Source organism: uncultured Sphingomonas sp., assembly GCF_937871615.1.
In the GTDB taxonomy this organism is placed as follows: Bacteria; Pseudomonadota; Alphaproteobacteria; order Sphingomonadales; family Sphingomonadaceae; genus Sphingomonas.
The window spans coordinates 254,514-279,655 of the sequence record NZ_CALMPA010000046.1 but is presented as its reverse complement, the minus strand read 5'-3'; the positions used below and the strand labels follow the sequence as shown (position 1 = coordinate 279,655).

The window sequence follows — 25,142 nt, the reverse complement described above, 5'->3', positions numbered from 1 at the left end:
CGCGCCGCCAGCGTGTCGAGAGCAAGCCCATGCGGATCATCTTCATGGGAACGCCAGCCTTCGCGGTGCCGACGCTCGATGCGCTGGCCGATGCGGGCCACGAAATCGTCGCCGCCTATAGCCAGCCGCCGCGCCCCGGCGGGCGGCGCGGGCGTGAACTGATCCCCTCGCCTGTCCAGCGGCGGGCGGAGGAGCGGGGGATTCCGGTGCGCACGCCGGTCAGCCTGAAATCGCCGGATGAACAGACTGCATTTGCCGCGCTCGATGCGGATGTGGCGGTGGTCGCGGCCTATGGGCTGATCCTGCCGCGCGCGGTGCTCGATGCGCCGCGGCTCGGCTGCCTCAACGTCCACGGTTCGCTATTGCCGCGCTGGCGCGGCGCGGCGCCGATCCAGCGCGCGATCCTCGCCGGAGACGCGGAAACCGGGGTCGGCATCATGCAGATGGAGGCCGGGCTCGATACCGGCCCGGTGCGGCTGGAGGGGCGCACGCCGATCCATGGCAAGACGACGGGCGAGTTGACCGACGAACTGGCGCTGCTCGGCGCGCGGCTGATGGCGCAGGTTCTTGCCGATCCGGGCGCTTACCCGCCGGTCGCGCAGCCGGAGGACGGTATCACTTATGCCGCGAAAATCGCAAAGGACGAGACGCGACTGGATTTCACGCAAAAGTCTGCGGCGGTGGAGCGGCAGGTGCGCGCGTTCAATCCACCCGGCGCGTGGTTCGAGGTGAACGGCGAACGGGTTCGGTTGCTCGCGGCCACGACGGAAGACGATCGGGCCGGCACGCCCGGCACCGTTCTCGACGAAAACCTCACCATCGCCTGCGCGACCGGCGCGATACGCCCGTTGCTCGTCCAGCGCGCCGGTCGCGGTGTGATGACCGCTGAGGAACTGCTGCGCGGCTTCGCGATACCGGCGGGTACGATATTGTGACGCGATTCGCGCTGACGATCGAATTCGATGGCCGCCCCTTCATGGGCTGGCAGCGACAGGCGCACGGCCCCAGTGTTCAACAGGCGCTGGAGGAAGCGGTGTTCGCGGTCACCGGCGAGCAGGCCGTGGTCCACGCCGCTGGTCGCACCGATGCCGGCGTCCACGCCACGGCGATGCGCGCGCATGTCGATATTGGCAAAGCGATCACCCCGTTCCGGCTGATGGAGGCCCTCAACGCGCGGGTGCGCCCGGCGCCGGTCGCGGTGCTCGCGGTGGAGCAGGTGGCGGACGACTGGCACGCGCGCTTCTCCTGCGTCGCGCGCCACTATCGCTACGCCATTTCGATGCGGCGCGCCCAACTCACGTTCGAGCATGGCCTGGCGTGGCGGGTAGCGCCGCCGCTGGATGTCGCGGCTATGCGCGCCGGGGCGGAGCGGCTGATCGGGCGGCATGACTTCACCACCTTTCGCTCGGCGCATTGCCAGGCGGACAGCCCACTTCGAACGCTCGATCGGCTCGACGTGGTGGCGGACGGCACCCGGATCGACATATTCGCCTCCGCGCGCTCGTTTCTTCATCATCAGGTGCGCTCGATGGTCGGCTGCCTCGCGCTGGTCGGTCAGGGCAAATGGTCCGCCGACGATGTGAGCGCCGCGCTGGAGGCCCGCGACCGCGCGGCGCTTGGCTATAACGCGCCGCCCGACGGGCTTTATTTCATCGGCGCTGATTATCCGCCCGCGTGAAGCAGGCTGCAAGTTCGACATGCGTTGACCAGCGGAACTGGCCGACCGGCTGCACCCATTCGAGCGTGTAGCCGCCCTCGCAAATCATCTTTGCATCACGCGCGAAGCTGCTGGGATTGCATGAAACATAGCCGATCACCGGCACGCTGCACGCCGCCAGAGCCTCGGCCTGTTCGCGCGCACCCGCACGCGGCGGATCGAGCACCACGGCGGTGAAGCGATCCAGTTCGGCGGGTGTCAGCGGTCGACGATAGAGATCGCGGTGCTCGACGAACACCGGGCGTTGCGCCCGCCCGGCGGCGGCCTTCAGCGACAGCACCGCATCCCGCCCCCCTTCCGCCGCATAGACCTTCGCCGGAAATGCCAGCGCGAACGTGCCCAGGCCCGCGAACAGATCCGCGATGGTCGGCGCGGTTCCGATCGTCTCACGCACCGCCGCGACCAGCGCCGCCTCCCCCTCACGCGTCGCCTGAAGGAACCCCGCCGGGGGCAGCGGGACCGCCAGATCGCCCAGCGTGACCGTTACCGCATCCGGCTCCCACCGCACCTCGGGACCGAAGCCGGCATCGAAGGCCAGCCGCGCCAATCCGTGCTGCTCGGCAAAGCCGGTGATCGCCTCCGCCGCCTCCAGCCCCTCGGGCACCACACCCGAAATCAGCACGTCAACGCCCTGATCGGCGAGCGCGAGGTGGATATCGAGCCGCCGCCGCAAGCGCAGCCGCCCGAGCAATCGCTTGAGCGGCGCGACGATCGCGAACAGTTCGGGCGCCAGCACATGGCATTCCGCAAGATCGACGATCGCGTGGCTTTTCTCGCCCGTGAAGCCGAAACGCCCCGCCGGCTCCCAATGCAAGGTGGCACGTCGACGAGTGCGCGGCGGGGAAAGCGCGGGCGGGCGAATCTCTGTCGTCAGCCCCTGTGCCGCGAGCGCGGATGAGACGCGATCGGTGATGAACCCCGCCCAGGCAATATCGTCGAGATGCTGAAGCTGGCACCCGCCGCACGCCGGAAAGTGGCGGCAGGGCGGTGTCGCGCGATGCGGACCGGGAATGATCGCGCCGTCCTCCCGCACCACATCGCCCGGCGCGGTGAACGCGACATGCCTGCCGTCCACCGTGACGCCGTCGCCGCGCGCGCCGATGCGAACGATCTCGCTCACAGGCATGTCGCGATCGCTTCCGGCAAATGCCGCGCGAGATCGTCGGCGATGAACGCGGCGCCCGCGCGGCGCGCGGCCTCGCCATGAAGCCACACACCCTCGCCCGCCGCCATGGCATCGCCACCGACGGCGAGCCGCGCGGCGATCACCCCGGCGAGCACATCGCCGGTGCCGGCGGTGGAAAGCCACGCCGGCGCAGCAGGGGCAACCTGTGCCGCGCCATCGGGTGCTGCAATCACTGTATCGGCCCCTTTGAAAACAATCGCCGCGCCGCTGGCTCTCGCCGCGTCACGCGCACGTTCAATCTTGCTCGCGCCGCTCTTTCCGAACAACGCATCGAATTCGCCCGCATGTGGGGTGAGGATCGTCGGCGCGGTGCGCGCGGCGATCTCCTCCGCCCTTACAAGCCGGAGCGCATCGCCGTCGATAACCAATGGCCGATCCGAGGCAAGGGCATCGCTCAGCCGCTCACGCGCACGATCGTCGCGGCCCAGCCCCGGCCCGATCACCAATGCGCCGATGCGCACATCCGCCAGCGAGGCCGCGTCGTAACGCCGCCGCACCACGGCATGGGGCAAAAGATCGGTCGCGCCGCCGAGCAGCAGCACATATCCCGCCCCGCCGCGCGCCGCCGAAATCGCCGCCAGCGTAGCGGCACCCGGCATCGCTCCAGCGATAATCGCGACCATGCCGCGGCTGTACTTGTGCGCCTGAGGCGTTGGCCCCGCCAGCTTCGGGCGCACAAGCACGGTCGCGGCGCTCGCCACCGAAACACCAATGTCGAGCACCATGAGACTGCCTGATCGGGCCGCCGCCGGAAGCAGCATATGTGATGGCTTGAGCGCCCCCAGCGCGAGCGTGAGATCATAAACCGGCGTAGCGGATAGCAACCGCCCGTCATCGGTCGCAGCCCCGCTCGGCAGATCGACCGCGATCGACAGCGATGCCGCCGCCGCCAGCCGGGCAAGCGCCGCGGCGGTTTCGCACTCCAGCCCGCGCGTCAGGCCGGTGCCGAACAACGCATCGACCAGCACCGGCGCCGGTTCCGCGGAAACGAGCGGCTCGACCGGGCCTTGCCAGCGGCGGCGCGCGGCAATCGCCGCCGGGCTGCGCGGCTCGCCGCTGGCGGCCACCCGAACCGCGTGGCCGCCAGCCGCCAATATCCGCGCCGCGACATAGCCGTCGCCGCCGTTATTGCCGGGGCCGCACAGGATGAGCACGCCCCGATCACCCGCGAGCCGGCGGACTTGCTCCGCCACCGCCGCGCCGGCGCGCTCCATCAATGCCTCGACTATCGTACCCGCCGCGATGGCGCGATCCTCCGCCGCGCGCATCTCCGCAGCGGTCAGGATCGCCTTGCCGTCAAGCGGCGTCATGGTTTGGCGCCGATCGTCGCGGGCAGGCGATAGCGATCCTCGCCAAGCCTTACCTCGATCTGATTCGCGCCGGTGATCGTCACTTCCGCTGGAATCGCCCCGTCCGCCGCGACGACACCACGCCCGTCCTTCGTCACCAGCAGGCGCCGGAAACCGCCATCCGCATGGCGCATGGTGAGGATCAACCCGCGGTCGCCCTGCTCCCGCTCCAGCACGCAGGATCGCGTAAAGGCGTGAGCGTCGGCCGTCGCGCAATCGAGATCGCCCTTGCCGCCGGTCAGGTCGCGATGTTCCCGCTCAATCGCGGCGAAGGCATTGCCATCGCCACCGCGCGCGCCGCACCCCGTCAGGAGCGCAGCGAGAATGATCGCAGCGGCGCGGCGATCAGATATCCGCGTAAACATGGCGCTCCGCTGTCGCGCCGGGATGGGTCAGCGCGCCCTTGCGCGCCGGGCCGACATTCTGCGCGTAGCGCCATAGCGCGCCCGAGCCATAATCGTTCTCGCGTGGCTTCCAGCGCGCGCGGCGTTCCGCGAGCACCGCCTCGTCGACCAGCAGGTCGATCGTGCCCGCCTCGGCGTCGATGCGGATCGTATCGCCATCCTCGACCAGCGCGATCGGGCCGCATTCGGCGGCCTCCGGGCCGACATGGCCGATGCAGAAACCGCGCGTCGCGCCTGAGAAACGGCCATCGGTAATCAGTGCCACCTTTTCACCCATGCCAAGGCCATAGAGCGCAGCCGTGGTGGAAAGCATTTCCCGCATACCGGGGCCGCCCTTTGGCCCTTCGTAGCGGATCACCACCACCTGCCCGTCGACGATCTCCCGCTTCTCGACCGCCTCGAACGCTTCTTCCTCGCAATCGAAGCAGCGCGCCGGCCCCTCGAACTGCAGGCGGTGCATCCCCGCGACCTTCACGATCGCGCCCTCCGGAGCGAGGCTGCCCTTCAGCCCGACGACGCCGCCAGTGGGGGTGATCGGCGCCTTCGCGTCATAGATCACCTTCTGATCGGGGTTCCACGTCACTTCGTCGATATTCTCGCCCAGCGTTCGCCCGGTGACGGTCAGGCAATTGCCGTGCAACAGCCCCTCCGCCAGCAGCGTCTTCATCAGCATGTACACGCCGCCCGCCTCATACATATCCTTGGCGACATATTTCCCGCCGGGCTTTAGATCCGCGCAATATGGCGTGGTCTTGAAAAGTTCGGCCACGTCGAACAGGTCGAAATCAATCCCCGCTTCGTTCGCCATCGCCGGCAAGTGGAGCGCGCCATTAGTGGAGCCGCCAGTCGCGGCCACGATGCGCGCGGCATTCTCGAACGCCTCGCGGGTGCAGATGTCGCGCGGGCGGATGTTTTTCGCCAGAAGCTCCATCACCTGCGCGCCCGCCGCCACCGCAATCTGTTCACGCGACGTATAAGGTGCCGGAACCATGTTGCTGTTCGGTAACGACAATCCGATCGCCTCGCCGACGCATGCCATGGTGTTAGCGGTATATTGGCCGCCGCACGCGCCATGGCCTGGGCAGGCGACCTTTTCCAGCGCGTGGACTTCCTCGATCGGGCAGGCGTGCGCGGCATATTTGCCGACCACCTCGAACACGTCCACCACCGTCACATCGCGGCCCTGATAGCGACCGGGCAGGATCGACCCGCCATAAACGAAGATCGACGGGATATTGAGCCGCAGCATCGACATCATCATGCCCGGCAGAGATTTGTCGCACCCGGCGAAGCCGACCAGCGCGTCATAACAATGGCCGCGCACCGAAAGTTCGACCGAATCGGCGATCACCTCGCGGCTGACGAGGCTGGACTTCATGCCCTGATGGCCCATCGCGATCCCGTCCGTCACGGTGATCGTGTTGAAGCGGCGCGGGGTGCCGCCGCCCTGCTCCACCCCGCGACGCGCGGCATCCGCCTGTGCATCGAGCGTGGTGTTGCACGGCGCGCTGTCGTTACCGGCGGAGGCGAGCGCCACGAACGGGCGGGCGATTTCCTCCTCGGTCAAACCCATCGCATAGTAATAACTGCGATGCGGAGCACGCTCCGGACCCACCGAAACATGCCGACTGGGCAGGCGAGACTTGTCGAATTGATGCGTCATGCCGGCTTCGCTAGGCCGCGTGCCGCACCCGCGCAACCCTTTGCATCAGGCAAGAAGCCGGTTCAGCGCCTGTTCCACGCCCTCCATCGTGAACGGTTTCATCAGGCGCGGGCGTTCGCGATGGCGATTGACGATCGTTTCCTCGCCGCCGCCCGTCGCGAACACGAACGGGATATCGGCGGTGGCCAGCGCGTCCGCGATCGCCCAGCTCTTTTCCCCGCCGCGCAGATTCACATCGAGAATCGCGCAATCGACCGCGCCGGCCTCGATCAGCGGCAGTGCCTCCGCGCTGCAATCCGCGGTGCCCGCGCAGCCTTTTCCCAATGCATCGAGAAAATCCTCCAGCATCATCGCGATGAGCGGTTCATCCTCGACGATCAGGATTTGCTGGGTCATGCGCCGGGCCATAACAAGCACAACCCGCGACGCAAGCTCGTCATGCCTGTGTCAGCGCGTCGCGCGCCGCCTCTGCAAGCTGCTGCACCGAAAAGGGCTTCGGCAGGAAGGATACATTCTCCAGATCGATCGACCGACGAAGCTGCTCTTCGGCATAGCCCGACATGAACAGGATCGGGAGCTGCGGATATCGCTCACGCGCGTGGCGCGCCATCGTCGGCCCGTCCATCGTCGGCATCACAACGTCCGATATCAGCAGATCGGGCGCTTGGCAGGTTTCGAGCAGTTCCAGCGCCACCTCCCCGTTTTCGGCGCTGAGCACCGTATAGCCCTGCCGCGACAGCGCGCGTTCCGCCACCGCGCGCACCATCGCTTCGTCCTCCACCAGCAACACGGTGCCCGTTCCCCACAGATCGGCCTGGCGCGGGCGCGGCGCGGCGCGAACGGGCGCCACCGTCCCGCTGTTGTGCACCGGCAGATAGATCGTGAAAGTGGCGCCCTGCCCCGGCTTCGAATCCGCGAAGATATAGCCACCGGATTGTTTGACGATGCCATAAACGGTGGAAAGCCCAAGCCCGGTTCCCTTGCCGACTTCCTTCGTGGTGAAGAACGGCTCGAAAATCTTGGGCAAAACCTCAGGCGGAATCCCGGTGCCGGTATCGGAGATTTCGAGCGCGGTATAATCGGCCGCCGGCATGATGTCGCTGCCCCGCGCGCGCACCTCCGCGACGCTGACCGCGCGGGTGCGGATCGTCAGCGTGCCGCCGCCGTGCGGATTGCGCGAGAGCATCGCATCGCGCGCATTCACCGCGAGATTGACGACGACCTGTTCGAGCTGCCCCGGATCGGCGCGCACCGGGCCGAGATCGCGACCGTGGCTGACGTTCAGCGTCACCGTTTCGCCCAGCAACCGCTTGAGCAGGTTCGACACTTCCGAAACCACATCGGGCAATTGCAGGATTTGCGGGCGAAGCGTCTGCTGGCGCGAAAAGGCGAGCAGCTGCCGCGTCAACCCCGCGGCCCGATTGGAATTGCTGCGGATTTGCTGAATGTCGTCATAATCGCTGTCGCCCGGCGAATGACGCATCAGCATCAGATCGCAATGTCCGAGGATCGCGGTCAGGATATTGTTGAAATCATGCGCCACGCCCCCGGCGAGCTGGCCCACCGCCTGCATCTTGGTGACCTGCGCCACCTCGCGTTTGAGGCGCGATTCCTCGCTATTGTCCTTCAGGCTCAGCACGACGGCAGCCGCGCCAAGGCCGCGCGCACCGGCGATCGTCAACGCGATCGGCTCGTCCGGGTGATCGCGCAGCCGCACCGCCATGTCGCTGGACTGGGCCGCGCCGTTTGCGAAGCGCCGCACCGCATCGGCCACAGCCGCCTTGTCCTCGCGCACCACGAGATCGCCGGGATAGAGCGGCGGAGCGGCGGGATCGATTCCGGCGGCGCGGGTGAACACGTCATTCATCTGAACGAAGCGCCCCTCGCGATCGACCAGCGCGATCCCCACGGGCATCAGCGAGACGAGCGTGTTGATATGGCTCGTCGCGGTCGCGCCATCGGTGGCCGGTAGATCCTCGTCATCGAGCATCGCGATCAGGATCGGGCCATTGTCGCCGTCAGCGAACGGCACCTGCACCAGGCGCAGCGGGTTTCCGTCCAGCCCTTCGCGCTCGAAACGGACCAGCCCGCGGCTGTCGGTAATCAGGAAGCGCGCGAAATCCATGCCGGCGGCACTTCCCCCGCCGCCGCCGAGCGCACGATGGCGAAACACCGGATTGGCGGAGAGAATGCGCCCGTCCGGGGCGATCATCGCCGCCATGATGCCCGCCGCGCCAAGCCGGTCGCCGAGTTCGCCATCGAGCGCATGGATCAGGCGATCGGCGCGGCTCGCATCCGCCGCACGCTCGAAGCGCCAGATCAACATGTCCTGCCGCTCGCCAGCGCGGACGATAGCGACGTTGACGGCCTGATGCTCCAGCCGGATATGTTCGGCACGCGCCTCCCCGTCGCGCCACGCCGCCCGCCCGGCGACGGCAAGCGATGCGTCATCCTCCTCCCTCAGCGACAGTGCCGGCGGGGTCGGGAAACCGTCGAACAGCGCCTCATACAGATCGTTCGCGCATACCAGCCGCCCGGTGCGATCCGTAACCGCGATCGCCTCGCCAGAGGTTTGCGCGATCGCGCGCGCCAGCCCCCAATCGACTTCGTGCACGATATCGCCGCGTGCGCCGGCAAGCGAGCGCCACGCGACAGCCGCCCCGCCCGCCACGATCGCGGTGGCGAGAAAGGCGCCCGCGAACGCGCGATCCCCGACCAGCCACAGCACGAGAAGCGCAGCGAGCACGCCAGCCGCCACCGCGATCAGCAACGCTGCGCGCGGGGTGAGCAATATCTGCGGGGCGAGCGATCGGGATGCCATGATCGTGGGTGATCCTTCGCCGCCCGCCACACGTCAAGCGCGTGCGGGCGGCGGAGAGGATCACCAGATACGAACGCGGGCCTCAGGCGAGAGGTAAAGCGCGTCACCCGCCTTCACATCATACGCCGAATACCACGGATCGAGATTGCGCACGGTAAGCACCCGCCAATGGCCCGGCGCGTGCGGATCGGACAGCAGCGCCTGGCGCAACGCCGGCTCCCGCTCCTTGATCCGCCATACCTGCGCCCAGCCGAGATAGAAGCGCTGATCGCCGCTCGTGCCATCCAGCACCGGCGCGGGATTGCCGCCGAGCGTCTTGTGATAGGCGTCGATCGCGACGGTCAGCCCGGCGAGATCGGCGATGTTTTCACCCAGCGTCAGGCCGCCCTGGATATGCTGGCCCGGCAGCGGCTCATACGCGTCATATTGCGCCACAAGCTTGTCGGTGAAGCTCTTGAACCGCTCCACATCGCGCGGCGTCCACCAGTCGGTCAGCTTGCCCGTCGCATCGTATTTGCGGCCCTGATCGTCGAAGCCGTGGCTGATCTCATGCCCGATCACCGCGCCGATCGCGCCGTAATTCACCGCCGGATCGGCCTTGGGATCGAAGAACGGCGGCTGGAGGATCGCCGCGGGGAAGACGATCTCGTTCATCGCCGGGTTGTAATATGCGTTGATCTCCATCGGCGTCATGAACCATTCGTCACGGTCCACCGGCTTGCCGAGCTTATCGAGATCGCGCTGAAAATCGAACGCATTAGCGCGCGCGACATTCCCGAACAGATCACCGCGCACCACCTGAAGCTTCGAATAATCACGCCATTTCGCCGGGTAGCCGATCTTGGGGCGGAAGGCGGCGAGCTTGGCGAGCGCCTTCTCCTTCGTCTCCGGCGCCATCCATTCGAGCTTGCTGAGCCGGGCGCCCATCGCCCCGATCAGATTCTTCACCAGTTCGTCAGCCGCCGCCTTCGCCTCGGGCGGGAAATATCTCGCGACATAGGCGCGCCCGATATCCTCGCCGAGTTCATCCTTGATGAGATCGCTGCCGCGTTTCCACCGCGCCGGCTGCTCCGGCGTGCCGGACAGCGTGGTTCCGTAGAATGCGAAGCGCGCCTTGTCGAAATCGGATGAAAGGAACCGCGCATAGCTGCTGATCGTGCGCAGCATCAGATGATCCTTCAGCACCGCGAGCGGCGTCGTCGCCCATAGTTTCGCCTCGCCGGTCAGCGCGCTCGGCTGGGCGACGAGATAATCCCCGGTGGCCGGCATCCCCGCCGCTTTGGCGAAATCGCCCCAGGCGAAGCCCGGCGCGCGCGTTGCGAGATCGGCGAAAGCGAACTTGTTATACGTCTTGTCCGCGTCGCGGCTTTCGATCCGCGTCCAATGCGCGTTCGCGAGCGCCTTCTCGAATGCGAATACCGCCGCTGCGCGTTTTTCCGCGTCGGACTCGCCAGCCAGCGTCAGCATCTTCGCGAGATACACCTGATAGGCGGCGCGCGCTTCGGCGAGCTTTGGATCGTCCTTCAGATAATAATCCCGGTCGGGCAGCCCCAACCCGCCCTGCGCGAGGCTGACGATATAGTTATCCGGGTTCTTGTCGTCCTGCCCGACATAGACCTGAAACAGGCCCGACACGCCATTGCGCTGCATCCGCGCCGCCTCGACGGCGAGGCCGCTTTTGTCCTTCACCGCCCTGATCGCGGCCAGCCACGGCTTGATCGGCGCCGCGCCCTTCGCGTTGACGGTCGCTTCGTCCATGAAGCTCGCGTAGAAATCGCCCGACTTGTTACCCGGCTGCTTCGACACCTCCTCCAGCAACGTGCGCAGGCGCTGTTGCGACAGATCCTGCAGCTTGTGGAACATGCCATAAGCGGCGCGATCAGCCGGAATCTGCGTCACCTTCTGCCAATCGCCGTTCGCGTAATCGTAGAAATCCTTCCCCGGCGGGACGGACGGATCGCGACCGCTCATGTCGAAACCGAAATCGCCGATCTGCGGGCGGGATTGATCGGCGGGCGCTGATTGCGGCGCGGTCTGCGCGACCGCAGCGGCCCCAACCGAGACAAGCATGGAGGCAAGGATGATCGAACGCATCTGGGGAAGCCCTTCAATCTTTCAGAATGCCCCGTGATTTACGCCGATAACACGCCTCGTCAATCTTGGTTACGAATGCGACGATTGCTCCACTTGCGCCCGATCCACAGCCGCCAGCCAAGCGCCGACAGGAAATAGCCGCCGATCGCGAACGTCGCCGTCACGATCAGCAGCCCCGTGGCGGTGGCCGGGGCCGCATCGGACAACAGCCACTGCATCCAGCCCGATTCGACCGCATCGCGCACCGGATCTCCGGGCAACGCGCTGTCGATATGGAGCGCCCATTTCCCGATCCAGTAAGCGGCGACCCACAAGGGCGGCGTGGTGATCGGATTGGTCACGAACGTGGTGAGCGCGGCGGCGGGAATATTGGCGCGCAGCGGCAGCGCGAGCAGCGCGGAAAACGGAATCTGCGCGACGGGAAAAAGGACGCCCGTCACCATCCCGAGCGCCACGCCACGCGGCACCGAGCGGCGGGTGAACCGCCAGAGATGCGGGGCCAGCACGCGGTGCGCCACCGGGCGCAGCAATCGGCTGTTCTCCATCGATTCGCGGGTCGGCAGATTGCGCTGGCACCATGCGGCGAACCGCTGCCACATGCCCGGTGCTCGCGATGCCATCAGCCGCGCTCGCGCAGCACGCGCCCGGCCTCACGCTTCCATTCGCGTTCCTTGATCGCCGCGCGCTTGTCATGATCCTTGCGGCCCTTGGCGAGCGCAAGCTCGACCTTCGCGCGCCCCTGCCCGTTGAAATAAACCGAGAGCGGCACAAGCGTCATGCCCTGACGCGCCACCGCGCCGTGCAGCTTGTTGATCTCGCGCTCGTGCAGCAGCAGTTTGCGCGGGCGGCGCGGCTCGTGATTGAAACGGTTGCCGTGGCTGAATTCGGGCACGTTCGAATTAATCAGCCACACGCCGCCTTCATTCACCTCGGCATAGCTTTCCGCGATCGAGCCTTCGCCGAAACGCAGCGACTTCACCTCCGTGCCCGTCAGCACGATCCCCGCCTCGAACTTGTCCTCGATCGAATATTCGAACCGGGCGCGCCGGTTCTCGGCGACGATCTTCTTCTTGTCGAAGGTGGCGGGCTTGGGACGGGACATAAGACGCGCGATGTAGGGTGGCGAAGCCCCCGGCGGCAAGGGGCGAAGCTTACAGCCCCGCCCGCGCCAGCCCCGCGTCGACCGCTTTTCGCGAAGCCTCGCCCGGCCAGGTCATCGGCAGGCGCAAACCATCGGGGAAGCCGGGGCGTACCCTCGTCATCGCATATTTCACCGGGCCGGGCGAGGCATCGGTGAACAGTGAGACATGGAGCGCGAACAGCCTGTCGTGCAGTTCCAGCGCCTTGGCGGCATTTCCGGCAGCGCAGGCCGCCTGAAAATCGGCGCACAGCCGGGGCACGACATTGGCGGTGACGGAAATGCACCCCACGCCGCCCATCGCATTATAGCCGAGCGCCAGATCATCATTGCCCGAAAGCTGGCAGAATCCCTCACCCAGCGCGGCGCGGTGCTGCGACACCCGCTGGAGCACGCCGGACGCGTCCTTCACCGCGACGAACACCTTCGGGAAATCGGCAACGATACGGATCAGGGTTTCCGGCTGGATATCGGTCACCGTGCGCGCAGGCACGTTGTAGAGCACGATCGGCAAGCCCGCCTGCGGCGCCAGCGCCGCGAAATGCTGATAGATGCCTTCCTGCGACGGGCGGTTGTAATATGGCGGCACCATCAGCGCGGCATCAGCACCGGCTTCTTTCGCGGCGGCGATATTGGCGGCGGCGACGCGCGTGTCGTTCGATCCCGCGCCCGCGATCACCGGCACGCGCCCCTTCGCCTGATCGACACAGATGCGGACAATCGCGAATTGCTCGTCCTTGGTGAGAGTCGCGGCCTCGCCGGTCGTGCCGCACGGCACCAGTGCCGCCGATCCTTCGGCGATCTGCCATTCGACAAGATCACGATAAGCTGATTCGATGAATTCGCCATGCGCGTCGAACGGCGTGACGAGCGCCGGAATTGAGCCGGAAAACATGATTTTGCGTTCCTGAATGCGCGAAGATGGTAGGTTCGTTCAGGACAGATACGGGTTTACCCTTTAGTCTGTCCATAACGGTGACTGGATTGAAGGCAGGTGCTTTGATCGGATTGTTCGCAGCGGCCGGCGCGGCCCTCGTGCTCGCGCAGGATCAGGATGACTCTCACGCCACGCGCATGGCCAATGCGCGCACGGCGCAGGTGGAGACGCGCCCCGTCGTCGTCCCGCCGCCAGTGAGCGTCAACCCCGCCGGGCTGGCGCAGCCGATCGCGCAATGGAAGGCGCTGCAACAGACCGACGCGCTGCCTTTCGATAGTTACGCCTCTTTCCTGCTCGCGCACCCCGGCTGGCCCGGCGAAGCCGCGAACCGACGCGCGGCGGAGCGGCAGGCCGCAGCCGGCACCGGGTCCGCTAGCGCGCTGGTCGCCTATTTCCGCCGCTTCCCGCCGCAATCCGCCGCCGGCGGCCTCGCTTATGCCAAGGCGCTCGCGTCGACCGGCGCGATGGCCCAGGCGAATGAGGCGGCGCGGCTGGCATGGCGGCGCGGCGTGCTGTCGCCGAGCGACGAGAGCGCGCTTGTCCAGCAATTCGGCGGTGCGCTGCGGGCAGAGGATCAGGATGCGCGAATGGATGCGCTGCTGTGGCAAGGCGCCACCAGCGCGGCGGCGCGCCAGATCAATCTCACCTCCTCGTCGCAACGCCCGCTGTTCGAGGCGCGGCTCGCCTTCCGCAGCGGCGCGGCCAGTGCCGCCGACCTCGCCCGGCAATATGATCCGATCGGAGAGCGCGACGCGGGCTATATCGCCGACAAGGCCACCTGGCTCGGGCGCACCTCCCCGATCGACGCGCGCGCATGGCTTGCCCGCACCCGCGCGCCGGGGATGAACCGACCGGGAAACCCCGAGAAATTCTACCTCGTTCTTTACGCGAACGCCCGCGGCGCGGCGAACGACGGCCAATGGCAGACCGCTTATGACATCGCGCGGCAGGTGGATGATGCCTATCCGGCGGGCACCGACGTTTCGACCAAATCCTATGGCGAGCGCGACCAATATACCAATCTGGTGTGGCTCGCCGGCCAGACCGCGCTCAACAAGCTGAACCGCCCGGCGGACGCGATGCCGCTGTTCGAGCGTTACGGTCGTGGCAGCGTGGCGCCGCAAACCCGCGCCAAGGGATTCTACTGGGCCGCCCGCGCGGCGGAAAAGGCCGGTCGCGCGGGCGATGCCGGCGCGCTGTTCAATCATGCCGCGGGTTTTCGCGATCAATATTACGGCCAGCTCGCCAACGAACATCTCGGGCGGGCGCTGGTCGCCCCTCCCGCTTATGATACCACGCCGATCAACCCGACGGCCCGCGCCGCCTTCTACAACAAGGAAGTGGTGCGCGCCGCGCAATTCCTTGGCTCGATCAACGCGTGGCAGGATCAGACCCAGTTTCTGAAGCAGATCGCCCTCGATGCGACGAGCGATTCCGATCACCTGCTGGCGGACGAACTGTCCCGCTCGCTTGGCCGCCCGGATCTTGGCGTGCTGGTCGGGCGCAGCGCGATGCAGAACGGGCTGACCGAATATAGCGCCACCGGCTTCCCGATCGTCGCGGTGCCCGCGGGTTATGAAGACGAATGGACGATGATCCACGCGATCGCGCGGCAGGAGAGCAATTTCGATCGCATGGCGGTGTCGGGCGCGGGCGCGCGCGGGCTGATGCAGTTGATGCCCGGCACCGCGCGCGAACAGGCCGCGAAAATGGGGCTGGCCTATAACGTCGGCGCGCTGACCACCGACACTGGATATAACATCCAGCTCGGATCGAGTTATTTCCAGCGTATTTTCGCCCGGTTCGGCAGCTATCCGCTGGCGATCGCGGCCTATAACGCCGGCCCCGGCAATGTGAACAAATGGCTCGCGGCGAACGGCGATCCGCGCACCGGATCGGTCGATATGGTCGATTGGGTGGAGGCGATCCCGTTCAGCGAGACGCGCAACTATGTCCAGCGTGTGCTGGAAAATGCGGTGGTCTATGATCTGATGAACCCGCCGCGCGCGCGCAGCCGGGGGCCGGCGAATTTGAGCTGGTATCTCGGGCGGTCGCGGCGAGGCTGAACCATGGATCGCCCCAATTACATCACGCCCGCCGGCTATGCCACGCTGCGCGCCGAATATGACGATCTGTTCGGCAAGGAGCGCCTCGCGCTGCTCGATACGATCGCCTGGGCGGCGGGGAACGGCGACCGATCGGAAAATGGCGACTATATCTATGGCCGCAAGCGCCTGCGCGAGATCGACCGCCGGCTGGGCTGGCTGTCCCGCCGGATGAAGGCGGCCAAGGTGGTCGATCCCGCGCGGGCGCCCGATCGCGACCGGGTGTTCTTCGGCGCCACGGTGACGATCGCCGACGAGGACGACAATCACCGCACGCTCACGTTGGTGGGCGATGACGAAGCGGATGCGGGCGCGGGCAGGATCGGCTGGAACGCCCCGCTCTCGCGTGCGCTGCGCGGTGCCGCGATCGGCGATTTGCGCCGCGTGTCGCTGCCCGCCGGCGAGCGCGAATATGAGGTGATGGCGATCGCTTACCCGAACGGTTGACGATCGCCGCCGCGAAGTCGATCAGGCGATATGGCCGATGAGAACCCCAATCATAATGTCGCGCTGCTGATCGACGCCGACAACGCATCGTGGCACGCGATCGACCCGGTGCTCACCGTTCTTGCGGAATTGGGCAGCGTCAACATCCGCCGCGTCTATGGCAACTGGACCAAGCCGGGGCTGAAGGGCTGGCGCGACATGACCGTGAAATACGGCATCGAGCCGCAGCAGCAGTTCGATCTCACCAAAGGCAAGAACGCCACGGACATGAAGATGACGATCGACGCGATGGACCTGCTCTATCGTGGGCGGGTGCAGGCGTTCGGCATCATGTCTTCCGACAGCGATTTCATGCCGCTGGCGATGCGCATCCGGCAGGACGGGCACGACGTGTACGGCTTCGGATCGAGCAAGACGCCGGAGGCATTCCAGAAAGCGTGCACCCGGTTCATCGACGTAGACAAGCTGATGGCGGCCCCTGCCCCCGCCGCGCCCCCCGCCTCGGCCAGCAGCGCGCCGGCAACCGCCGCATCGCCGGCCCAATCCAGCAACGGCGGGCGCAAGGTTGATGTCGATCCCGAACTGGTGAAGCTGCTGATCGACGCATATGACAATGTGAAGCGTGACGAGCGCGGCTTCGTCAGCCTTTCCGCCATGGGCCAGCTCGCCGCCAACCGATCGAGCTTCGACGTGCGCAATTACGGCTTCAAGCGCCTGTCGGACCTGATCCAGTCGGTCCCCAATTTCGCGACGGAGCGTCGGGATGATGGCCGCGTCTTCGTCCGCCGCCTTCGCTAACCATTCTGATCGGGCTTGTGCCCCCTGGGAGTTATCATGCGCGTTCTTCCCCTCCTCGCCCTTTCCACCGCGCTGACGCTGGCTATTCCAGCCGCGGCGCAGACCGATCCGCAACACCTGTCGGACATGGTTCGAACGCTCGCCTCGCCTGAATTCGGCGGTCGCGCGCCCGGCACCCCCGGCGAGAAAACCACGATCGACTGGCTGGTGCAGCAGTTCAAGACGCTCGGCCTCGAACCCGGCGCGAGCGATGGCCGCTGGGTGCAGCAGGTGCCGCTGATCCACACGCGAATCACGGGCGGCACGATCAGCGCGGGCGATATGCCGCTGGTGCAGGGGACGGACGTGGCGATGACCACCGTGCGCGACAATCCCCATATCGCGATCAAGGACGCGCCTATGGTATTCGTCGGTTACGGCGTTTCCGCGCCCGAGGCGAAGTGGGACGATTTCAAGGGCGTCGATGTGCGCGGCAAGGTCGCAGTGTTCCTCGTCAACGACCCCGATTTCGTCGCGAAACCCGGCGAAGACGCGGCGGGGCGCTTCGGCGGCAAGCGGATGACCTATTACGGTCGCTGGACATATAAATATGAGGAAGCGGCGCGGCGCGGCGCGGTGGCGGCGCTGATCGTCCACGATACCGATGCGGCGGGCTATCCCTGGTCTACCGCCAATGCCTCAAACGGCGAGAATTACGATATCGTGCGCGGGGCGGACGATCAGCGCGTGCCGTTGCAGGGCTGGCTCGCGCATGACGCGGCGGATCGGCTGTTCGCGGCCGCCGGGCTCGATCTCGCCAAGCTGCGCGTCGCGGCGCGCTCGGCGTCGTTCCGCCCGGTCGAGATGAAGCCGCGTTTCTCCGCCGACCTCGCCGTAACGGCGGAGCGGATCGAGAGCGCCAACGTGCTGGCGAAAATCCCCGGCACGAAGCGGCCTGACGAAACCGTGATGTTCGGCGCGCACTGGGATGCCTATGGCGAGGGGCCGCCGGATGCCAGCGGCAAAACGCTTCGCCCCGGTGCGAACGATGATGCGCTCGGCACCGCCGGCGTGCTGGAACTGGCGCGCCTGTTCAAGGCCGCGCCGAAGCCGGAGCGCACGCTCGTCTTCGCCTTGTGGACTGGCGAGGAACGCGGGCTGCTCGGCTCCGAATATTATGCCGCGCATCCGATCTATCCGCTGGCAAAAACCGCCGCGAACCTCACTCTCGATATCCTTCAGACCGCGGGGCCGGCGAAGGATGTGACGTTGGTGGGCGCTGGCAATTCGTCGCTCGACACGCTGCTCGCCTCCGCCGCCAGGGCGCAGGGGCGGACGATCACCCCCGAAACCGCGAGCGAGCGCGGGCTGTTCTATCGTGCGGACCATTTCTCCGTCGTGCGGCACGGCGTGCCCTCGATGATCCTGATGGCGTTGGGCGGCGCACCGGACCTGAAGACGGGTGGCCTTTCCGCCGGGCAGAAGTGGCTCGATGCCTATATGGCCTGCTACCACAAGACCTGCGACACCTGGTCTGCCGACTGGAACCTGAGCGGCGCGGCGCAGGACGTCGATCTGTTCTTCACGATGGGCAAGCAATTATCGAAGGCGGGCGTATGGCCGACGTGGAGCGCGGGCAGCGAATTCCTCGCGCTACGCAACCGGAGCGCGGGCGAGCGCCGGTAAACGCGCCCGGACGAAGCGGCACCCGATCGCTTGTCGGGATGCCGCTTCGTCGGCGATCGCTATCCCGCTGCCACGCGGACCGATGCGGTCAGCGCGCGAGCTTTTCGGCGCGACCGTATCCGCCGTGGACATCGCCTTTGATCCAGTCGGCGAGAAGCTTCAGATAACCATCGGTGATCCGGGTATATGTCCGGGTTCCATCGGGGTTGCTGCGGAATTCGACCATGCCGTGATCGGTATCGGGAAAGAGATAGGTGTCAATCGGCTGCCTGGCTGCACGGAGATGCGATAGCACGGCCCGCGTTGCGGCGATCGGCGCCTCACGATCTTCCGCCGCGAGAACCCACAGCAACGGCACCTTGAGCTTCCGCAGCGCCACCTCCGCCGGATAGTCCCAGATCAGTTCGAGATTGTCGAAGCGCGCGCGGCCGATGCGGCGCAAATCGGCATCGCTCATACGGAGCATGTCGCCGCTATATTCGCCCGCGATGGTCTTTGCCCATGGCGCATCGCCGATCTCGCGCCGGACTTGCGCAAGACCATCGAAACCATCCGCGAAATGCGTCCGCATCAAGCGCGCGGTCGCCCGCGAAAGACGCTCCACCTGTGCCGTCGCGCCCGCATCGAGGTGCAGTGCGCGAGCCTCGTCGAGCAATTGCTCGCGATCCTCCTCGATCGGCGAGACGACAAGCCCGAAGCCGACCGCGACGAAATCTGCCTGAGAGCGCGTGGCCGCGAGCGGCGCGACCCAGCCGCCCTGGCTGCCACCAAAAAACCCCGCGCGCCCGAAGCGCCCCGCCGCCATGCGCCGCGCCTGCCCCAGCGCGGCGGCGGCATCGTCGGCAAGCAATTCGAAATTCTGCGTATATTCGCCTTCCGAGGTGCCGGTTCCTCGCTTGTTATAGGCGAAGACCGAAATGCCCTGCGCCGCCAGCATGTGGCCATAGATCGCCGCCACCGCCATCGTCCGCTCCGATCCATGGACCAGCACGACCAGCGGTCGCTTTGGATCGGGCGGCCCCGGCGGCTCGATCAACTGGCCGGTCAACCGCGTTGCCGCGCTGTTGAAGCTCGCATCGGTCTCGCGCGTCGCCATCCGGGGCCATTGCTTCACCTGCCCGTCCGGCGCGGTATAAGCGGCGCTGTCGCCAACGCATTTGACCGGGGACAGCGCATCGCCCGTGGCTCCGCGCCGCCCGTCCCGGAAGATATATCGCTGCCCCGACGCGGGCGCGGACGCCGGCCCGCCAAGCACGACGAAATCGTCAGGCCCGTCGCCGTAAGCGCCCGGAGCACAAGCTGCCGACGCCGTGCCGGAGATCATCGAACCAAGGATCAGCGCCAACGACACACGCCAACCTGCGCCCCTTCGCGCCACCAATTCCTTCATCCCCTCCCGCACCTCGGACAATCACCCCGGCCAAAAACGGATCGGCGTTATTGCGGAGGATCGCATCGCTACGCAACGGTAACGATCGGTCATTCCTCCAAATATCGAATCGGCCCGCCGGGCGCTGAATTCTGCTACGCGATCGGGATTGCCCCGCTCCACCTCAAGGATCGACACGGTGAATCCGGTTTACGCCACGATGGCCACGACGATCTTCGAGGAAATGTCAGCGCTTGCCCGAGAGACCGGGGCGATCAACCTCGGCCAGGGCTTCCCGGACTCGGTCGGGCCGACGGAATTGCTGCAAGCCGCGGCGGAGGCGGTGCTGGCGGGGCCGAACCAATATCCGCCCTCGTCCGGCCTGCCGATACTGCGCGAGGCGGTGGCCGCGCATTACCGCCGCTTTCAATCACTCGATATCGGCGCGCAGAATGTGCTCGTCACCTCAGGCGCGACCGAGGCGATCGCGGCGGCGCTGCTCGCGATCGTCTCGGCGGGGGACGAAGTGATCCTGTTCGAGCCGATGTACGATGCGTACCGGCCACTGATCGAGCGCGCCGGCGGCGTGGCGCGCGCCGTTACACTGCAACCGCCCGACTGGCGTTTGCCGATCGGCGATGTCGCGGCGGCGATCGGGCCACGCACGCGCGCGATCGTCCTGAACAACCCCAACAATCCCGCCGCCCGCGTGTTCACTCGGGAGGAACTGCAAGCGCTCGCCGCCTTATGTGTCGCGCACGATCTCATCGCGATCTGCGACGAGGTTTGGGAACATGTGATATTCGATCAGGCGGCGCATGTGCCGATGATCGGCTTACCCGGCATGGCGGAACGCGCGGTGAAAATCGGATCGGCGGGCAAGATCTTCGGCCTGACCGGCTGGAAGGTGGGTTTCGTCATCGCATCGCCGGGGCTGCTGCAACCGATCGCCCGCGCGCATCAGTTCCTTACCTTCACCACCCCGCCGTGCCTGCAGATCGCGGTGGCGCATGGCCTCGGCCTCGATGATGATTTCTTCATCCACTCCCGCGCCGCGCTCGAACGCTCGCGCGACTATCTCGTCGCCTTGCTGACAAGGGCCGGCTTCACGACCTTGCCGAGCCAGGGCACCTATTTCGTGACGGTCGATCTCAATGCCTCCGGGATATGCGGCGATGGCGATGCGCTTGCCCGCCGCATGGTGCACGAAGCCGGGGTCGCCAGCATCCCGCTCTCGCCATTCTACATAAGCAGCCTTGCGCCACCCGGCCTTGTCCGCCTTTGCTTCGCCAAGCCGGACGACGTTCTGGCCGAAGCCGGGGGCAGGCTCGGGAAATGGCTGGCGGATCAGAGAGCCGCCAGCCACGCCTGACGCGGCATTTACTGCTTGGCCGCTGCCGCCTGCACCCTTTGTGTATACGCGGCTATCGCGGAGGATATCTCCGAGACTGTTGCCGCTCTCGCAACGACTGTATTGCCGCTCGACGTTACGCTCGCTGACAGCAAAAAGCTGCCCGCGTAATTGTTACGCACAATGCCTCCGCCGGCCTTAACCATGATCCAATTGTCGGTCACGCCGTCGCCATTGATGCGGATCAGCAGTTTGTTGCTGTCGATCAGCAGATTCTGGACCGGATCCTGCGCGCTGATGCCGTGCCATCCCGTGCCAATCAGGAGATTGTTGCGAACCGTGATGTTCGAATAGCCGCGCCCGAAGTTGTAGAGTCCCGCCTCGTCGCGCATGAAAACGCCCTGCGTGTGAAAATCGGGGCCTGGATCAATGAAATTGTCCTCGATCAGCACATCGCGCGCGCCGTGATCGTCCGCGAGCGTCAAACCGGCGGTAAATAGCTGCACCGCGTCCGCATGGTCGCCAGGCGCCGGTCGATAGGGGCCGAAGTGATTCCGCGTTATCAGCGCGGTGGTTCCCCCCACGAGTTGAACACCCTCGCGCACGTTCTGGAACACGCTGTCCGATACTTCCACGTTGGTCGTGCGGAGGAACGCCATGAAGTTCGCCATATTGGTGAACGTCGATTTCCGGACAGTAACATTGTTGCCGCCGCGCGCGCTGATCGAGGCATAGGCCAACTGCCCGTCCGGGGTGTTCCGCCCAACCCATGTCGTATTGATGAAGTGCAGGCCGTCGGGCTGATACGTCAGCACCAGCGGGCCGCGAGGATCGTCGGTCGCGCCGGGGGTAAAGCGAGTCCCCGAAAAAGTGACATTCTGCCACTGATCGAGCGTGATCGCGCCGAAAATGCCCCCTTTGATGGTGACATTCGCAAGCCCCCTGTAGCGCTCGAACGTCACGGGCCGGTTGCCAAGATCGATCGTGCTGCCGGGTTTCGCCGCCTTCAGCATCGCGATCCATTCCGCCGCGCTGACCGGCGTGCCGGGCGCAGCGGGCGAAGGGGTGACATCCGCCGGCGGCGTTGTTGTTGTTGTTGTTGTTGGCGGCGTTGTCGGCGCCGGCGTTGTCGGCGCCGGCGTTGAGGGTTGCGTCGTCGTGGGTGTTGTCGGGGGTATCGGTATGGGCGATTTATTCGGCCCGTTCCCCGCGGGGGGCGCCGCGATTGATATAATGGAGCCAGTATCGGTGGCAGCGTTCGTGCCGCCGCAGCCAGCCAGCGGAATCAGCGCCACAAGCGCCGTGTATAGCCTGTGCTTCATGCAGCTCTTTTTAAGGACGAGTCGTTAACTCGCGGTCACCGCCGCGAGGACGATGCGAAAGGCATCGTCGGAGACTACAGGATTGTGTCGTTCCCGCTGATCCTTCGAATCATGGATCAGCGGCGGGTTTCATTGCGCTGTCGCGCCGGGTGTGATTCGAATCTCTCGGATGGTCGCCCTCGCCTAAGCCGGTCCCCCTGCGCCATCCGCAGAATATCAAAGCGACCGCTGCGGCAACATCACAGAGCCGGGGCGAAACGCTTGTGCGCCTAACGGATGGCGGCGATCTCATAGAGGAAATCCGCGAACCTCCGGGCGACGCCGTCGACGCACTGCACCACGGGCTGCTGCTCTGGCTCACATCATATTCGCCCGGCGCGTGCCGAGGCTGAACTACCAACGGGCAAGCAAACTGGCGAGCGGCCCTCAATCAGAACGCATCAAAGCCGCAAAACATAAAAGCCCTGCCAAGCTATTGACTTGGCAGGGCTTTTAATGGCGCCCCGCACCGGATAAACATAACGAATATATCTCGCCGTTTGCCCTACTATAGCGCCGTCACTCCACGTCAGCTGATGCAGCGTGTCGCCGTGCGCCGCCGATAGTAGTGCGAAGAGCGTCAGCCGGGCTACCCGTCGGCGTCACGAGGCCGCGTGCCTGCAACCACCAGATCAGTTCATCGAACCAGTGGTCGCTTGTCGTGCCCTGAGGACGCAGATCGAACCCGTGCCCGCCGCGCTCGTACAGATGCAGCTCTGCGGCTGCTCCGGCTCGTCGCCAAGCCGAATAGAGCAATATGGGATCGTTCGGCTGATACTCATCGTCGGCAGCGCCGGCGATGAACGCCGGGGGCGCATCTGCTGGGACAGGGGTGCGCAAACCGCCATAGATCAGCCCGACGAAGTCAGGGCGCGACGGCTTCGCGCCGATCGCTAGATCGGCCGCGAGATAGGCCCCCGCCGAGAAACCGATCACGCCGACCTTGTGCGGATCGATGCCCCATTCGGCGGCGCGTTGGCGCACGATGGCTACCCCGCGCGCGCCGTCTTCGATCGCATGGGGTTCGCCTGCGAACGCCGGCATCTCGACGGGCTCGCCGCCTTTCGCCCGCGCCATGACCATGTCCATCTCGCGCATATGGGCATCGGGCATCCGCATCGGGCCGTCGCCGCTCCGGATCGTCCGGTATTTGAGAACGAACGCGGTGAAGCCGTGACGGGCCAGCGCTTGCGCTATTTCCGTTCCGCCGCGCGTATAGCCCAGCGCCACGAATCCGCCCCCTGGCGCGACGATGACGGCAGTGCCGTTCGCCTGCCCCGGCGCTGGCCGGAACAGTTCCAATGCTGGTTCGCTGACATCATAGATCAGCGTTTCGCCGTCCGGTTGCGTGTCCCGAGCTTCGGGCACGCCCAGCGCCGGAATGCTACCCTTGGGATAGAGCGGGATCACCGCTCCCCTTGCGCCCACCATCGTCCAGCCCGGCTGATAGTAGTGGTCCGCGCTCGGCTCCACGATGGCAAGGTGGATGCCGCGGCGGCGCTTAAGGATGCGGGGCCAGGACATAGCCCGCCCACGCCCCAGCCCATGCCGAACAGGATCGCTCCAAGCGCAAGCTTTCCGTTCAACTCGCGCGTCTCGGGCAGATTGAAGGCAGCGTCGGCCAAAGGGCGTTCCAGACGTCGCTGGATTATCCATGCGATCGCCATCGGAATGATCGCGCCACCCATGACGAATGCCAGCGTCGGGTCCCAGCGTCCGAACAGGTCTAGGAAGCTATGAACGCGCGCCGGATCGGCCATACCTGAGATGGCAAGCCCGGCACCGAACAGCATGCCCGAGATCAAGGCCAGGATCGCCTTCATGCGACCCAACCGGCCAAACGCATGATGGCGACCGTGGCAAAGCCGCTGGCCATGAAAAGAGCAGTCGCAAGCACAGAGCGCAGCGACAGGCGCGAGACCCCGCAGACGCCGTGACCGCTGGTGCAACCCGAACCGAGACGCGTGCCGAAGCCGACCAGAAGACCAGCGACCACGAGCAGGCTGGGTCCGGGAAAGCTGGCGTCGATAGCCCCCCGCAGCGAAACGATCAGCGCGCCGAGCGGCAGGCCGAGGATGAACGCGGTCGCGATTCCACGCGGCGCGCCGTTGTCGGCTAGTCCGATGGCACGCGCCCCTTAGCGGTCGCCGCGTAGATCGAATAGGAGACGAGGCGGCCTGCGAAAAACGCGGCAGTGAAGTGAAGAAGGCGTACCTTTGCCAGTCCCGCCGCGGCAAACAATTGCGCTGATGGCAAGGGCGACAGAGCAAACAAACCAAGCCCGAGGATCATATTGCGCGGCCGCGCTTCTAGCGCTTCGCGCGCAGCGCCGAGATTGCGCTTCTGTTTTTCCGGTAGGCGGCCGCCGAGAAACCGGAAGCTATGGGCGAGCAACAGCCGCCCCAAGGCGGCGGCAAGCGCGCTAACGATGACGATCGATGCGATCGGCAGATCACTGTTTAGACCATAGAAGACGATGATCGACCAGGTGGGTGGTCCGAAGGCAGGCAGGAGGTTGATGCCCAAAACGATCAGGAACAAGAGGAGGAAGGAAGTCATGATCCGGCTAGAATTGGCAATCCCCGCCAATTCAAGCTCCGATGCTGACCGACAAGAAGTCGGCTTACATCCCGAATGTTGCCCACATGATTGAACGATACGGCTCGTCAGGGTTCCGTCAGGAAAGTTTGGAATCCCCATGCCGCCTTGTGAGGACATGATGAGCAAACTGCGATCC

General features: G+C 65.9%; 23 protein-coding genes and 1 pseudogene. 8 read left to right on the top strand and 16 right to left on the bottom strand.

From position 1 onward, the window contains the following. Nucleotides 1–29 precede the first annotated feature (29 nt). Both fmt and truA read left to right on the top strand, forming a co-directional pair. Nucleotides 30–935: a methionyl-tRNA formyltransferase gene (fmt, locus tag Q0316_RS14305; protein ID WP_298673649.1), complete on the top strand. Its 906-nt coding sequence runs from the start codon at nucleotides 30–32 to the stop codon at nucleotides 933–935. Beyond that, nucleotides 932–1,678 carry a tRNA pseudouridine(38-40) synthase TruA gene (truA, locus tag Q0316_RS14300; RefSeq protein ID WP_298673648.1) on the top strand — a complete coding sequence of 249 codons (747 nt, stop codon included), beginning with the start codon at nucleotides 932–934 and terminating at the stop codon, nucleotides 1,676–1,678. The genes fmt and truA overlap by 4 nt, the downstream gene beginning before the upstream one ends. On the opposite strand, the gene Q0316_RS14295 is transcribed toward truA, so the two are convergent. The 10 genes from Q0316_RS14295 to dapA are packed head-to-tail and all read right to left on the bottom strand — an operon-like array spanning nucleotide 1,650 to nucleotide 13,267. Then, nucleotides 1,650–2,843, bottom strand: a complete 1,194-nt coding sequence (locus Q0316_RS14295) for a class I SAM-dependent RNA methyltransferase (RefSeq protein ID WP_298673646.1) — start codon at nucleotides 2,841–2,843, stop codon at nucleotides 1,650–1,652. The two genes, truA and Q0316_RS14295, sit on opposite strands and share 29 nt — an antisense overlap. Next, the gene (locus Q0316_RS14290) at nucleotides 2,834–4,213 is read right to left on the bottom strand and encodes an NAD(P)H-hydrate dehydratase (protein ID WP_298673643.1); all 1,380 of its coding nucleotides are present in this window, start codon (nucleotides 4,211–4,213) and stop codon (nucleotides 2,834–2,836) included. Before Q0316_RS14290 ends, Q0316_RS14295 begins: the two co-directional genes overlap by 10 nt. Continuing rightward, a complete protein-coding gene (locus Q0316_RS14285) occupies nucleotides 4,210–4,617 on the bottom strand; it encodes a hypothetical protein (RefSeq protein ID WP_298673641.1) in 408 nt (135 codons plus the stop codon). Before Q0316_RS14285 ends, Q0316_RS14290 begins: the two co-directional genes overlap by 4 nt. Then, nucleotides 4,598–6,319 (bottom strand): dihydroxy-acid dehydratase, encoded by a 1,722-nt coding sequence (ilvD, locus tag Q0316_RS14280; RefSeq protein ID WP_298673640.1) that lies wholly within the window; start codon nucleotides 6,317–6,319, stop codon nucleotides 4,598–4,600. The genes Q0316_RS14285 and ilvD overlap by 20 nt, the downstream gene beginning before the upstream one ends. 45 nt (nucleotides 6,320–6,364) lie before the next feature. Then, nucleotides 6,365–6,715, bottom strand: a complete 351-nt coding sequence (locus Q0316_RS14275; protein ID WP_298673639.1) for a response regulator — start codon at nucleotides 6,713–6,715, stop codon at nucleotides 6,365–6,367. A 40-nt stretch (nucleotides 6,716–6,755) separates the two neighbouring features. Continuing rightward, a complete protein-coding gene (locus Q0316_RS14270; RefSeq protein WP_298673638.1) occupies nucleotides 6,756–9,140 on the bottom strand; it encodes an ATP-binding protein in 2,385 nt (794 codons plus the stop codon). A gap of 60 nt (nucleotides 9,141–9,200) precedes the next feature. Then, the gene (locus Q0316_RS14265) at nucleotides 9,201–11,234 is read right to left on the bottom strand and encodes a M13 family metallopeptidase (protein ID WP_298673635.1); all 2,034 of its coding nucleotides are present in this window, start codon (nucleotides 11,232–11,234) and stop codon (nucleotides 9,201–9,203) included. 59 nt (nucleotides 11,235–11,293) lie between these two features. Beyond that, nucleotides 11,294–11,833 (bottom strand): DUF2062 domain-containing protein, encoded by a 540-nt coding sequence (locus Q0316_RS14260; RefSeq protein WP_298673634.1) that lies wholly within the window; start codon nucleotides 11,831–11,833, stop codon nucleotides 11,294–11,296. A 20-nt stretch (nucleotides 11,834–11,853) separates the two neighbouring features. After that, a complete protein-coding gene (gene smpB, locus Q0316_RS14255) occupies nucleotides 11,854–12,336 on the bottom strand; it encodes an SsrA-binding protein SmpB (RefSeq protein ID WP_298673632.1) in 483 nt (160 codons plus the stop codon). A 49-nt stretch (nucleotides 12,337–12,385) separates the two neighbouring features. Further along, nucleotides 12,386–13,267 (bottom strand): 4-hydroxy-tetrahydrodipicolinate synthase, encoded by an 882-nt coding sequence (gene dapA / locus Q0316_RS14250; RefSeq protein WP_298673630.1) that lies wholly within the window; start codon nucleotides 13,265–13,267, stop codon nucleotides 12,386–12,388. A gap of 179 nt (nucleotides 13,268–13,446) precedes the next feature. Between dapA and Q0316_RS14245 the strand changes: the two genes are divergently transcribed. Genes Q0316_RS14245 through Q0316_RS14230 form a run of 4 tightly spaced genes read left to right on the top strand, consistent with a single transcriptional unit; the run spans nucleotide 13,447 to nucleotide 18,324 of the window. After that, complete coding sequence (locus Q0316_RS14245; RefSeq protein WP_298673965.1) at nucleotides 13,447–15,375, top strand: lytic transglycosylase domain-containing protein; 1,929 nt, start codon at nucleotides 13,447–13,449, stop codon at nucleotides 15,373–15,375. Between the two features lie 3 nt (nucleotides 15,376–15,378). Further along, complete coding sequence (locus tag Q0316_RS14240) at nucleotides 15,379–15,861, top strand: GreA/GreB family elongation factor (RefSeq protein WP_298673628.1); 483 nt, start codon at nucleotides 15,379–15,381, stop codon at nucleotides 15,859–15,861. Nucleotides 15,862–15,891: 30 nt separating this feature from the next. Next, nucleotides 15,892–16,659 (top strand): NYN domain-containing protein, encoded by a 768-nt coding sequence (locus tag Q0316_RS14235; RefSeq protein ID WP_298673626.1) that lies wholly within the window; start codon nucleotides 15,892–15,894, stop codon nucleotides 16,657–16,659. 36 nt (nucleotides 16,660–16,695) lie between these two features. Continuing rightward, nucleotides 16,696–18,324 (top strand): M28 family metallopeptidase, encoded by a 1,629-nt coding sequence (locus tag Q0316_RS14230; protein ID WP_298673623.1) that lies wholly within the window; start codon nucleotides 16,696–16,698, stop codon nucleotides 18,322–18,324. 88 nt (nucleotides 18,325–18,412) lie between these two features. Here Q0316_RS14230 and Q0316_RS14225 read toward each other — a convergent pair whose 3' ends face one another. Then, nucleotides 18,413–19,669: an alpha/beta hydrolase gene (locus Q0316_RS14225; protein ID WP_298673622.1), complete on the bottom strand. Its 1,257-nt coding sequence runs from the start codon at nucleotides 19,667–19,669 to the stop codon at nucleotides 18,413–18,415. A gap of 223 nt (nucleotides 19,670–19,892) precedes the next feature. Here Q0316_RS14225 and Q0316_RS14220 point away from each other — a divergent pair, with 223 nt between their 5' ends. After that, nucleotides 19,893–21,065 (top strand): aminotransferase, encoded by a 1,173-nt coding sequence (locus Q0316_RS14220; RefSeq protein ID WP_298673620.1) that lies wholly within the window; start codon nucleotides 19,893–19,895, stop codon nucleotides 21,063–21,065. A gap of 8 nt (nucleotides 21,066–21,073) precedes the next feature. Here the strand turns inward: Q0316_RS14220 and Q0316_RS14215 are convergent, their stop codons facing one another. Then, nucleotides 21,074–22,057 carry a right-handed parallel beta-helix repeat-containing protein gene (locus tag Q0316_RS14215; protein ID WP_298673618.1) on the bottom strand — a complete coding sequence of 328 codons (984 nt, stop codon included), beginning with the start codon at nucleotides 22,055–22,057 and terminating at the stop codon, nucleotides 21,074–21,076. On the opposite strand from Q0316_RS14215, the gene Q0316_RS14210 reads away from it, so the two are divergent. Next, nucleotides 22,029–22,394: a hypothetical protein gene (locus tag Q0316_RS14210; RefSeq protein ID WP_298673615.1), complete on the top strand. Its 366-nt coding sequence runs from the start codon at nucleotides 22,029–22,031 to the stop codon at nucleotides 22,392–22,394. The genes Q0316_RS14215 and Q0316_RS14210 overlap by 29 nt on opposite strands. A 530-nt stretch (nucleotides 22,395–22,924) precedes the next feature. Here Q0316_RS14210 and Q0316_RS14205 read toward each other — a convergent pair. From Q0316_RS14205 to Q0316_RS14190, 4 genes and pseudogenes are all read right to left on the bottom strand, one after another. Continuing rightward, complete coding sequence (locus Q0316_RS14205) at nucleotides 22,925–23,836, bottom strand: alpha/beta hydrolase (protein WP_086129766.1); 912 nt, start codon at nucleotides 23,834–23,836, stop codon at nucleotides 22,925–22,927. After that, nucleotides 23,812–24,228, bottom strand: a complete 417-nt coding sequence (locus tag Q0316_RS14200) for a DUF6691 family protein (protein ID WP_241213353.1) — start codon at nucleotides 24,226–24,228, stop codon at nucleotides 23,812–23,814. The genes Q0316_RS14205 and Q0316_RS14200 overlap by 25 nt, the downstream gene beginning before the upstream one ends. Further along, nucleotides 24,225–24,539, bottom strand: a pseudogene (locus Q0316_RS14195) (YeeE/YedE family protein); the annotation flags it as partial. The pseudogene Q0316_RS14195 and the gene Q0316_RS14200, both read right to left, overlap by 4 nt. Further along, entirely contained in the window at nucleotides 24,521–24,964 is a 444-nt protein-coding gene (locus Q0316_RS14190) for a hypothetical protein (protein ID WP_086129764.1), read from the bottom strand. The gene Q0316_RS14190 and the pseudogene Q0316_RS14195, both read right to left, overlap by 19 nt. Nucleotides 24,965–25,142 lie beyond the last annotated feature (178 nt).